Origin of the sequence: Pseudomonas sp. 51_B (assembly GCF_017491595.1) — a bacterium.
Taxonomy (GTDB): domain Bacteria; phylum Pseudomonadota; class Gammaproteobacteria; order Pseudomonadales; family Pseudomonadaceae; genus Aquipseudomonas; species Aquipseudomonas promysalinigenes.
In genome coordinates this window covers 92,995-103,869 of record NZ_JAFGYW010000010.1, presented here as the reverse complement: position 1 = coordinate 103,869, position 10,875 = coordinate 92,995, and the positions used below count along the sequence as shown (strand labels likewise).

General features: G+C 61.5%; 9 protein-coding genes. 4 read left to right on the top strand and 5 right to left on the bottom strand.

What is annotated here, in order from left to right:
* The first annotated feature begins 166 nt into the window (after window positions 1-166).
* Window positions 167-784 (top strand): hemolysin III family protein, encoded by a 618-nt coding sequence (locus J5M56_RS13565; protein ID WP_060478162.1) that lies wholly within the window; start codon window positions 167-169, stop codon window positions 782-784.
* Here the strand turns inward: J5M56_RS13565 and J5M56_RS13560 are convergent.
* Window positions 781-1,500, bottom strand: coding sequence for a 16S rRNA (uracil(1498)-N(3))-methyltransferase (locus J5M56_RS13560; protein ID WP_207937123.1), 720 nt, complete (start codon window positions 1,498-1,500; stop codon window positions 781-783). The two genes, J5M56_RS13565 and J5M56_RS13560, sit on opposite strands and share 4 nt — an antisense overlap.
* Window positions 1,501-1,628: 128 nt before the next feature.
* Window positions 1,629-3,035, bottom strand: a complete 1,407-nt coding sequence (locus tag J5M56_RS13555) for an adenosylmethionine--8-amino-7-oxononanoate transaminase (RefSeq protein WP_207937122.1) — start codon at window positions 3,033-3,035, stop codon at window positions 1,629-1,631.
* Between the two features lie 225 nt (window positions 3,036-3,260).
* Here J5M56_RS13555 and J5M56_RS13550 point away from each other — a divergent pair, with 225 nt between their 5' ends.
* The 3 genes from J5M56_RS13550 (at window position 3,261) to J5M56_RS13540 (ending at window position 6,424) form a co-directional block, all read left to right on the top strand.
* Window positions 3,261-5,051, top strand: a complete 1,791-nt coding sequence (locus J5M56_RS13550) for a flavin monoamine oxidase family protein (RefSeq protein WP_207937121.1) — start codon at window positions 3,261-3,263, stop codon at window positions 5,049-5,051.
* Window positions 5,052-5,258: 207 nt separating this feature from the next.
* Window positions 5,259-5,810: a cytochrome b gene (locus tag J5M56_RS13545; protein WP_060478158.1), complete on the top strand. Its 552-nt coding sequence runs from the start codon at window positions 5,259-5,261 to the stop codon at window positions 5,808-5,810.
* A 35-nt stretch (window positions 5,811-5,845) separates the two neighbouring features.
* A complete protein-coding gene (locus J5M56_RS13540; protein WP_060478157.1) occupies window positions 5,846-6,424 on the top strand; it encodes a YceI family protein in 579 nt (192 codons plus the stop codon).
* Window positions 6,425-6,743: 319 nt separating this feature from the next.
* On the opposite strand, the gene J5M56_RS13535 is transcribed toward J5M56_RS13540, so the two are convergent.
* The 3 genes from J5M56_RS13535 to J5M56_RS13525 all read right to left on the bottom strand — a co-directional run bounded on the left by J5M56_RS13535 (window position 6,744) and on the right by J5M56_RS13525 (window position 10,800).
* Window positions 6,744-8,651: a DEAD/DEAH box helicase gene (locus J5M56_RS13535; RefSeq protein ID WP_060478156.1), complete on the bottom strand. Its 1,908-nt coding sequence runs from the start codon at window positions 8,649-8,651 to the stop codon at window positions 6,744-6,746.
* Between the two features lie 218 nt (window positions 8,652-8,869).
* On the bottom strand, window positions 8,870-9,658 hold the full coding sequence (locus J5M56_RS13530) for a transporter substrate-binding domain-containing protein (protein ID WP_186476330.1): 789 nt from the start codon (window positions 9,656-9,658) through the stop codon (window positions 8,870-8,872).
* Window positions 9,659-9,723: 65 nt separating this feature from the next.
* A complete protein-coding gene (locus tag J5M56_RS13525; RefSeq protein ID WP_186476331.1) occupies window positions 9,724-10,800 on the bottom strand; it encodes a hypothetical protein in 1,077 nt (358 codons plus the stop codon).
* Window positions 10,801-10,875: the final 75 nt, after the last annotated feature.

Genomic DNA, 10,875 nt, shown 5'->3' with positions numbered 1-10,875 from the left:
CGTAACTTTTGTTATCTGAATGCATGTCTCAATTCCTATTGGGTGATGTGTGCCTCAAGGAAATGTAATGAACGGCTAGTCACACGAGTACTGGCAATCATGTTAGGTAGGGACGGTGAAGGAGCGCTGGAAGGGAACCTGGTTTCAAGGTAGAGGTCTTTTCTGCATGTATTACGGTGAACGCTTCAACGCCTGGACCCACCTGGTCGGTGCTGTCCTGGCCTGTATCGGTGCCATCTGGCTGATTGTCGCGGCGGGCCTGCAAGGCGATCCGTGGAAAATCGTCAGCTTTTCCATCTACGGCGGCACTTTGATGCTGCTGTACAGCATTTCTACTCTCTACCACAGCACCCGCGGGCGAGCGAAGGTGATCATGCGTAAGCTCGATCACCTGTCGATCTATCTGTTGATCGCCGGCAGCTACACCCCATTCTGCCTGGTCAGCCTGCGCGGGCCGTGGGGCTGGAGCCTGTTCGGCGTGGTCTGGGGGTTGGCGCTGATCGGCATGCTGCAGGAGATCAAGCCGCGCACCGAGGCACGCGTGCTGTCGATCATCATTTACGCGGTGATGGGCTGGATCGTGCTGGTGGCGGTCAATCCGCTGTTGCAAAGCCTGGGTACTGCAGGCTTCGCCTGGTTGGCGGCCGGTGGCCTGTTCTATACCGTTGGCATCATCTTCTTCGCCTTCGACAGCCGCTTCCGCCACTGGCACGGCATCTGGCACCTATTTGTGATCGCCGGCAGCCTTATGCACTTCGTGGCAGTGTCGCTGTACGTGCGCTAGAAATCGCCCCACAGCTGCTGAGCTACCGATAGCGCCACCACCGGCGCGGTTTCGGTGCGCAGTACCCGCGGGCCCAGGCGCGCTGCGTTGAACCCCACGGCGTTGGCCTGCTCGACTTCGGTATCGCTCAACCCGCCTTCAGGGCCGATGAGAAAAGCCAAGGTTGCCGGTTTTTCATGGCTGGTCAGCGGTTCGGCGACCGGGTGCAGTACGAGCTTGAGATCGGCCTCAGTGCCCTTGAGCCATTCGCTTAAGGTGACTGGCGGGTGGATCACTGGCAGGGTGGAGCGGCCGCACTGTTCGCAGGCGCTGATTGCAACCTGACGCCAGTGGGCCAGGCGTTTGTCGGCACGTTCGTCCTTCAGACGCACCTCACAGCGCTCGCTGACGATCGGGGTGATGACATTGGCACCCAGTTCGGTAGCCTTCTGGATAGCCCAATCCATGCGCTCCCCGCGCGACAGGCCTTGACCTAAATGCACGTGCAGCGACGAGTCGGGTTGGCCAGCCAGGGCCTGGTCGAGGCTCACGCGCACGGTCTTCTTGCCGACTTCCAGCAAGCGGCCGAGAAATTCCTGGCCGCTACCGTCAAACAGCTGCACGGCGTCGCCGGGCGCCATGCGCAGAACACGGCCGATGTAGTGGGCCTGGGCTTCGGGCAGGTCGTGCTCGCCGAGGCTTAAGGGGGCGTCGATGAAGAAGCGGGACAGTCTCATGGTTGTGCTCGAACGAAAAGGGATCACATTACTCCATGGGAGCGGTTTACCTGCGAGTGCGGCGGTGCAGCCACCTTCGTGCGCACGGGTAAACCTGCTGCCATGGAATCGACGGCGGGCGCTGTGGCTTAGCCCGGGTCGCGGAAGTCGGGGTGGAAGTTGGCCGGTACGGCGACGCTGACGCTGTCACGGGTGGCGATGTCGATGCCTTCGCTGGCCACTTCGGCGAGGAAGTCGATCTGCTCCGGGGTGATCACGTATGGCGGCAGGAAGTACACCACGCTGCCCAACGGGCGCAGCAGCGCGCCGCGGGTCAGGGCGTGCTCGAACACTTTCAGGCCGCGCCGCTCCTGCCATGGGTATGCGGCCTTGGTGGCTTTGTCCTGGACCATCTCGATGGCCAACGCCATGCCGGTCTGACGGACTTCAGCGACGTGGGCATGCTCGGCCAGGTGCGCGGTGGCGCTGGCCATGCGCGTTGCCAGGGCTTTGTTGGCCTCGATCACGTTGTCCTGCGCGAAGATGTCCAACGTGGCCAGCGCGGCGGCGCAGGCCAGCGGGTTGCCGGTGTAGCTGTGCGAGTGCAGGAAGGCTCGCAGGGTCGGGTAATCGTCATAGAAGGCCTGGTAGACCTTGTCGGTGGTCAGGCAGGCCGCCAACGGCAGGTAACCGCCGGTCAGGGCCTTGGAAAGGCACAGGAAATCCGGGCGGATACCGGCCTGTTCACAGGCGAACAGCGTGCCGGTGCGGCCGAACCCCACCGCGATTTCGTCGTGGATCAGGTGCACGTCGTAGCGGTCGCAGGCCTCGCGCAGCAGCTTGAGGTAAACCGGGTGATACATGCGCATGCCGCCGGCACCCTGGATCAGCGGTTCGATGATCACCGCCGAGAGGGTTTCATGGTGTTCGGCCAGGGTCTGTTCCATGGCGGCGAACATGTTGCGCGAGTGTTCTTCCCAGCTCATGCCCTCAGGGCGCAGGTAGCAGTCGGGGCTTGGCACCTTGATGGTGTCCAGCAACAGCGCCTTGTAGGTTTCGGTGAACAGCGGCACGTCACCTACGGACATGGCCGCAATGGTTTCGCCGTGGTAGCTGTTGGTCAACGTCACGAAGCGTTTTTTTGCCGGTTTGCCGATGTTCTGCCAGTAATGGAAGCTCATCTTCAACGCCACTTCGATACACGACGAGCCATTGTCGGCGTAGAAGACCCGGTCCAGGCCCGTCGGTGTGATGGCTACCAGTCGCTCGGACAGCTCGATGACCGGCTGGTGGCTGAAGCCGGCAAGGATCACGTGCTCCAGTTGGTCGACCTGGTCCTTGATGCGCTGGTTGATGCGAGGGTTGGCGTGGCCGAACACATTGACCCACCAGCTGCTCACGGCATCCAGGTAGCGCTTGCCCTCGAAGTCCTCGAGCCACACGCCCTCGCCACGCTTGATCGGAATCAGCGGCAACTGCTCGTGGTCTTTCATCTGGGTGCAGGGGTGCCACAGGACCTTGAGGTCGCGCTGCATCCACTGATCGTTGAGGCCCATCGGCACTTCTCCTGGCTTTGCTGCCTGCTTTGACCGCGTAAGCCTAAGCAAAGCCTTGGGGGAGGACAACCATTAGCGGCCCGTTGGCGAAATTGTCAGTTGCCAAAGGCACTTGATATCGCCGTGCTGGCAGGGCCCGGACAGCTGACGTATTCTTAGCGCAATGTCTTGTGGGGTATTTCCGCCCCATCCCATCCCTGTAATTTCAACTCGGAGTCTGCCGACATGGCTGCTGCTTGGGTGCGCCTGTGCGCATTGGTATTGATCGGTGCGTCCAGCGGGGCCGCACTGGCGAAAGACAAAACACCGTCAGCAATCGTGGTAGGTGGCGGCCTGGCAGGCCTGACCGCAGCTTACGAACTGCAGGACAAAGGCTGGCAGGTGACTGTGCTGGAAGCCAAAGCGGGCATGGGCGGGCGCTCGGGCCTGGCCACCAGCGAGTGGATCGGCAATGCCAAGGCGCAGCCGGTGCTCAACCAGTACCTGGACCGCTTCAAGCTGCAAACCTTGCCGGCACCAGAGTTCGTACGCACGCCCAGCTACCTGATCGACGGCGAATACTTCAGTAGCACCGACCTTGCCACCAAGCAGCCGGCCACGGCAGAGGCGATCAAGCGCTACGAGAAAACCCTCGATGACCTGGCACGCTCGATCGACGATCCGTTGAACCCGCAAGCGACCAGTACCCTGTTTGCGCTCGACCAGATCAACGTGTCCAGCTGGCTCGACAAGCTGCAACTGCCAGCTACCGCACGTCAATTGATCAACCAGCAGATTCGCACCCGTTACGATGAGCCGTCGCGCTTGTCGCTGCTTTATTTTGCCCAGCAAAACCGTGTCTACCGTGGCGTCAGCGACCGTGACCTGCGCGCTTCGCGGCTGCCTGGCGGCAGCCCGGTGCTGGCTCAGGCCTTCGTCAAGCAGCTCAAGACCATCAAGACCAATTCGCCAGTGACCGCGATCGTGCAGGACAAGGACGGTGTCACGGTCAAGGTTGGTGGCGCCGACTACAAGGCCGATTACCTGGTGATGGCCGTGCCGCTGCGGGCCTTGGCCAAGATCCAGATCACCCCTGGCCTGGATGCTCAGCACATGGCCGCGATCAAAGGCACCAACTACGGCTGGCGCGACCAGCTGATGCTCAAGTTCAAGCAGCCCGTATGGGAAAGCCGTGCACGCATGTCGGGCGAGATCTTCAGTAACGCTGGCCTGGGCATGCTGTGGGTCGAGCCGGCGCTCAAAGGCGGCGCTAATGTGGTGATCAACCTGTCGGGTGACAATGCCCGTCTGTTGCAAGCATTTGGCGACAAGCAAATGGTCGATCAGGTCCTGATTCGCCTGCACGCGTTCTATCCCCAGGCCCGTGGCGCTTTCACCGGCTACGAGGTCAAGCGTTACAGCGTCGACGCGGGCACAGGTGGCGCTTACCTGGCTTACGGCCCAGGTCAGATCAGCAAATACTGGCGCCTGTGGGAGCGCCCGGTGCAGCGCATCGCTTTTGCGGGTGAGCACACCGATGCGCTCTACCCTGGCACCCTTGAGGGGGCGTTGCGCAGCGGCCAGCGGGCTGCCAGCCAGGTGCAGGACCTGCTTGCCGGCAAGTCGTTCGACCCCGCCAAGGCGGCCACCGTGGCAGCCGCAGCGACAGCGGGCGCGGCTGCGACGAAAAAGGACAGTGGCGGGTTCTTCTCGCGCCTGTTCGGCGGTGATGACAAGCCTGAGGCGAAAACGCCACCGGCTGCCAAGGCGACCGATACCGCACCGGCCCAGGCTCCAACTCCTGCTACCGCTGCCCCTGTGCCCGCCGCTGCTGCGCCCGCTGCAGTAGCCAAAGAAGAGCCGGCCAAGCCTGCGGCCGCCAAACCTGCGGCCAAGAAGCCTGCACCGGCTAAGCACGCCCCTGCACACAAGCCTGCTGCCAAGCAGGCGCACAAGGCGACCGAGCCAAAAAAGGCAGCGGCCAAATCCGCTCCAGCGAAAAAGCCGGCAACTGGTAATCAGGCCAAAGCCAACTGACGTTTAACTCGGCCTCTTTGCAGGGTTACGCTGCGAAGGGGCCGAGATATCCAAAGGTTATTTCCCCGCACCCCGTTAATGTTTTCTTAATAGGAAACTTGCACACTAAATATCGGATTATTTGATAATCCACAGCAATTTTTTAAGCTTTTATTCGATACGTTAAGCGCTAGTCTGTGCACAGCTTTCACGGAGAAACAGCTCATCATGCAACTGCGCAACTCACCTTCTCGCTATGGCGTAGTCAGCATCGTCCTGCACTGGGGCGTTGCATTGGCAGTCTTTGGCCTGTTCGGCCTGGGCCTGTGGATGGTCGAGCTCGACTACTACGATCCTTGGCGCAAGGCCGGCCCCGATTTGCACAAAAGCATCGGCCTGGTCTTGCTGGGGGTGATGTTGGTGCGTGTAGTCTGGCGTTTCATCAGCCCGCCGCCACCGGCGCCAGCGAACCATGGGGCACTCACCCGCGTAGCTGCCAAGTTGGGGCACCTGGCGTTGTATATCGGGCTGTTCGCGGTCATGACCGCGGGCTACCTGATTTCCACCGCTGACGGCGTAGGCATTCCAGTGTTTGGGTTGTTCGAGGTGCCGGCTTTGGTCAGCGACCTACCGGACCAAGCCGACCTGGCCGGGGTGATTCACCTGTGGTTGGCCTGGGGCTTGGTGATCTTCGCCGTATTGCATGGCTTGGCCGCTTTGAAGCACCATTTCATCGACCGTGACGCGACCCTGACCCGTATGCTGGGCCGCAAAGCTTGATTCTCAACCTCAATTGCAATGGAAGGAAAGTAAGGATGTTGAAAAAGACTTTTGCCGCTCTGGCGCTCGGTACCGCTCTGTTCACCGCTGGCCAGGCCATGGCCGCCGAGTACAAGATCGACAAGGAAGGCCAGCACGCGTTCGTCGACTGGAAGATCAGCCATTTGGGCTACAGCTTCATTCACGGCACCTTCAAGGACTTCAGCGGTGACTTCACCTGGGACAGCGCCAAGCCTGAAGCCAGCAAGATCAGCGTCGACCTGAAAACTGCCAGCGTCTGGTCCAACCATGCCGAGCGCGACAAGCACATCGCCAGCAAGGACTTCCTGGACGTCAGCAAGTACCCGGATGCCAAGTTCGTATCCACCAGTGTCAAATCGACCGGTGACAAAACTGCCGATGTGACTGGCGATCTTACCCTGCATGGTGTGACCAAGCCGGTTACCTTCAAGGCCACCTTCAACGGTGAAGGCAAAGACCCATGGGGCGGCGAGCGCGCTGGCTTCAACGCCACCACCACCCTGAACCTGAACGACTTTGGCATCAAGGGCCCAGGCCCGACTTCGCAGACCCTGGACCTGGACATCAGTGTCGAAGGTGTGAAGCAGAAGTAAGCAATGAGAACGCCGCCCCAATAGCTCATGCCAATCAGTTGATGTTTCAGGCTATCTATTGGGGCGACGTTGCGGCTCTTCGCGGGTAAACCCGCTCTTACAGGTTATGCGCCGGCCCTGATTCCGGCGCAGAACCTGTAAGAGCGGGTTTTTCGTGAGAGGCGCAAAACCAGCCGCCAGTGGGCATACAGTGACTGCGCCGGCCATGATGCCAGCACAGACCTGTAGAAGCGGGTTTACCCGCGAAGGGCTGCAAAGCAGCCCTAATGGACTTATTAACTGACTGGCATCAGCCGAAGGGCGGCGTTGTGCCTACGGCTCAGCCCTTGCGGGTCAGCAGCGCTGGTCGCTCACTTCGAGGGCGGCTTGGCAGGTCGTCCAGTTGCTCGGGCGTAGGGTAACGATCGAGCTTGGATTCCTTGCGAATGATCACCGGCTGGTGCTGCTCGCGGGTACTACGTACCGCCGGCTCCTGGCGCGATGCATCCTCACGGCCTGCCGAACGGTTACGACCACCGCCATTGCCGTCGCGACGACCACCACCGGCATTGTTGTTACGTGGGCGCTTGTCAGCGCTGCCGTTACGACCCTGCCCGCCGGCATTGCGGCCCTGGCCACCATTATTACGTGCCTGGCCAGTGCCATTGTTGCCGCGCTGGCTGCCTTGGCTCTGGCCCGTGCCTTGAGCGGCACCACCTGGGCGGCGGTTGCGACCTTGACCTTTGCCGTTCTGGTATGGGCTTACGTAATCGGCACGGTTACCGAAATTGTCGATCTCGTCGTCCAGAAACTCTTCCGGATCACGGTCGGCCGGGACTTTCGGGACCGGGGTAGCGCTTGCCTGTTGCTGCTGGCGCGGCTTCTTGTCACGTGGCTTGCGTGGTTGTCTGTCGCCAGACTTTTCCTTGTCGGCAGGCTTGTCCGCTGCCTGCTGCTTGGCCTTGCCTTTGTCCTTGCCCTTGTCCTTGCGGCCACCGTTGGCGTCTTTGCCGCCGTCTCCACGGGCTTGTTGATTGCGCCCGCCGCGGCCGCTGTTCTGCTGGCGCTCACGCGCCTCTGGCTTTTCGGCCTCTACTTGGCTGGCATCGAAGCCCATCAGATCGCCATCGGGGATCCTCTGCTTGGTGACCCGCTCGATGCTTTTGAGCAGCTTCTCTTCATCTGGCGCGACCATGGAAATAGCCTCGCCCGAACGCCCGGCACGGCCAGTCCGGCCAATGCGGTGCACGTAATCTTCCTCGACGTTGGGCAGCTCGAAGTTGACCACATGGGGCAGTTGGTCGATGTCCAGGCCGCGGGCGGCAATGTCGGTGGCTACCAGCACCCGCACACTATTGGCCTTGAAGTCGGCCAGCGCTTTGGTGCGGGCGTTCTGGCTCTTGTTGCCGTGGATCGCGGCGGCGGTCAGGCCGTGCTTTTCCAGGTACTCGGCCAGGCGGTTGGCGCCATGCTTGGTGCGGGTGAACACCAGGACCTGCTCCCAGGCACCCAGCGTGATCAGGTGGGCCAACAGGGCGCGCTTGTGGCTGGCTGGCAGGCGATAGACGCGCTGCTCGATGCGCTCGACGGTGGTGTTCGGCGGTGTGACTTCGATGCGCTCCGGGTTGTGCAGGAGCTTGTCGGCCAGGTCGGTGATGTCTTTGGAGAAGGTCGCCGAGAACAGCAGGTTCTGGCGTTTGGCCGGCAACCGGGCGAGGACCTTCTTCACGTCATGGATAAAGCCCATGTCGAGCATACGGTCGGCTTCGTCCAGCACCAGGATCTCCACATGCGCCAGGTCCACCTTGCCCTGACCGGCCAGGTCGAGCAGGCGCCCCGGGCAGGCGACCAGCACGTCCACGCCCTTGGCGATGGCTTGGATCTGCGGGTTCATGCCGACGCCGCCGAAGATGCAGGCGCTGACCAGTGGCAGGTCGCGGGCGTACACCTTGAAGCTGTCGTGTACCTGCGCAGCCAGTTCGCGGGTCGGCGTCAGGACCAATACGCGCGGTTGACGCGGGCCGTGACGCTGGGATTTGTCGGGGTGGCCGGCCGGGAACAGACGCTCGAGGATCGGCAAGGCGAAACCGCCGGTTTTACCAGTACCAGTCTGAGCGGCAACCATCAGGTCGCGGCCCTGCAACACGGCGGGAATGGCCCGCTGTTGCACCGGGGTCGGCTGGGTGTAGCCCGCTGCCTCGATAGCGCGGACAAGTGCCTCGGAGAGACCGAGGGAAGCAAAGGACATGGGCAATCCTGTTCTCGTGGGGGCTGGGCCCGTTGGGATATTCTGCCTGGCGCGACGGGCATCGAAGGGATGCGATCGCGTCCGGTCCAGCTGGGCTTTCACTGCACATCCGGGAAGCGGCGGGTGGACGCGAATGGGCGTCAGTACCGATCGGGATGCCTGTTGCAAGGCCGAGCGTCCGGGCGTGAGCCGGGCGGGAAGGCCCGAGTATAACAGAGCTAACGCGGCATGCTGTGTTCGTGCTGCTCAACGGCGTCAGACGGGCTTGCGGAGCCGCCGGTATAACGCTCGATAATCGCCGTATAGGCGCGCTCCTGCTTGAAACGGCGTAATTCTTCGGTGAATGCCTGAGCCAATAATTGGTGCTCCGGGGTTCGGGTCAAACCCAGGTACTGAGCCTGACGGCTTATCACCAGGGGCAATTCCTCCACCTGCTGTTCCAGGCCAAGTTGACGGCGCAGGTAGCGCCCAACCAAGCGATCAGTGACCACCAGGTCTACGCGCGCGCGTATGAGCTTGCCGAAATTGGCTTCATGGGTTGGCGCGGATTCGCGTTTGAACGCCGAAGACTCGCTGAAGGCTTTGCCGTAGGTGTAACCCGACGAGATACCAACGCTAAGGCCCGCCAGGTCACCGAGGTGGGTGACTGCATGGGGGCGGTTTCGGTCTTGGAACAGCACGAATTCGACATGGGACATAGGTTCTTCGGGGTAGACCAAAAAAGCCTCACGTGACTCAACCCGGAAGATATCCATCACGCCGTCGGTCAAGCCCTGTTCCACCATCGCCAGGCAGCGCTTCCAAGGCATGAACTGCCAGTCCACTTCGACACCCAGCCGGCGGAACACCTGCGTAGTGACTTCGTAATCGATGCCTTTGGCCTGGCCCTGCTCGAGATACACATAGGGCGCCCAGTCGTCGCTGACCAGGCGCAGCCGTTCGGCCAGCGCCAAAGGGCTCAGGCAGGCGAGCAGCATTATGCACAGCAATCGGACAGCGTAGCGCATGGCGCGAGATTACGCGCTCAGCAGGGGCAAAGCCAGTGATGCTGCAAGCCCCTTGTAGTTAGCCATCAGCGCTGGCGGGAGCGCAGCAAGTGCGCCTCGACGTCTTTGCGTCTGCTACCCAGGGACAGGCGCAGGCTTGGGTGACGCAGGCATTGGCGCAGTTGCTCGGGATCGATACCGCCGCAGCGTTCGTTGAGGTTTTCCAGTGCCTTGTCCCACCAGGCTGAGGCGCAGGCGCGATCGAACTCGTTGGGGTAGGGGTAGCAGCCATATAGCAGCTCACGCACGAACTGACGCTCGCGGCTGGGCATGGTCAGGCTCAAGGCCTTGTAGCCCAGGCGTTGCAGTGTTGGCGGGCGTGGGAGTTGGTCGTTGACCAATGCCACATCGGCGAGCGCCGCCGCGCCCAGTGGATCATCACCGTGTTTGCGCAACCAGGCCTGAATCTTGGCGCGAAACTGCGCCTTGCGGCTCCAGTAGTGGTGAATGACATCGGTGCATTCGGCCAGCTCCAGGTTGCGGTAGGCAGCAACCGCCAGGCAGAACTCCTCGAGGGTGTAGGCCGTGCGCGCCAGCGGATAGAACTCGTCCATCATGGCGATGGAGCGGTCCAGCACCTGGGCGTCTTCGGCGCACAGGCCAATGACGCCTGAGTTGATCAACGACATCTGGGTATCGGCCAAACCGCGGGACTTAAGGATGTCGAGCAGGTTGGTGTACAGCAGGCATTGCGGGTTGTGACCATAGCGCGCGTCGATGCTGTTGCACAGCAGGGTGCCAGGCTTGACCCGCTGGAACAGTTGCAGGGGCGACTTGCGGAAAAAGGTGTCGGTGTCTATCAGCACAGCTTGAGGGTACTGCTGCAATACCTGGCGCATCAGCACATGCTTGCTGCGGAAATGATAGCCATGGGGCTGGTTCCAGGCCGTGCGAGTCGCTTCGTCGAGCAGATGAACGGTTACCGGCAGTTTGCCGTAGGGCTCGGCGTTGTCGGTATAGACGTGGATGTCGATGGCCGGGTCGGCGATGCTCGGCAGGTGCGCGAGGGCGCTGACGATGCTGAAGCAGGCTTCCTGATGATAGGTGGCCGGGCCGAAGGCCAGGTACACGAGTTGAGGACGTGATGGCAGGAAATGTTGCATTACAGACGACACCTGTCAGAGCCAAAAATAAACAAGGCCTTAGTCTACGACCAAAGCCTTGACGGTTTCAGCACC

Bases quoted from the DNA above. Each gene is read 5' to 3' on its own strand.
- J5M56_RS13550 (WP_207937121.1), top strand. From the start codon at position 3,261: ATGGCTGCTGCTTGGGTGCGCCTGTGCGCATTGGTATTGATCGGTGCG.
- J5M56_RS13535 (WP_060478156.1), bottom strand. From the start codon at position 8,651: ATGTCCTTTGCTTCCCTCGGTCTCTCCGAGGCACTTGTCCGCGCTATC.
- J5M56_RS13560 (WP_207937123.1), bottom strand. From the start codon at position 1,500: ATGAGACTGTCCCGCTTCTTCATCGACGCCCCCTTAAGCCTCGGCGAG.
- J5M56_RS13545 (WP_060478158.1), top strand. From the start codon at position 5,259: ATGCAACTGCGCAACTCACCTTCTCGCTATGGCGTAGTCAGCATCGTC.
- J5M56_RS13565 (WP_060478162.1), top strand. From the start codon at position 167: ATGTATTACGGTGAACGCTTCAACGCCTGGACCCACCTGGTCGGTGCT.
- J5M56_RS13540 (WP_060478157.1), top strand. From the start codon at position 5,846: ATGTTGAAAAAGACTTTTGCCGCTCTGGCGCTCGGTACCGCTCTGTTC.
- J5M56_RS13530 (WP_186476330.1), bottom strand. From the start codon at position 9,658: ATGCGCTACGCTGTCCGATTGCTGTGCATAATGCTGCTCGCCTGCCTG.
- J5M56_RS13525 (WP_186476331.1), bottom strand. From the start codon at position 10,800: ATGCAACATTTCCTGCCATCACGTCCTCAACTCGTGTACCTGGCCTTC.
- J5M56_RS13555 (WP_207937122.1), bottom strand. From the start codon at position 3,035: ATGGGCCTCAACGATCAGTGGATGCAGCGCGACCTCAAGGTCCTGTGG.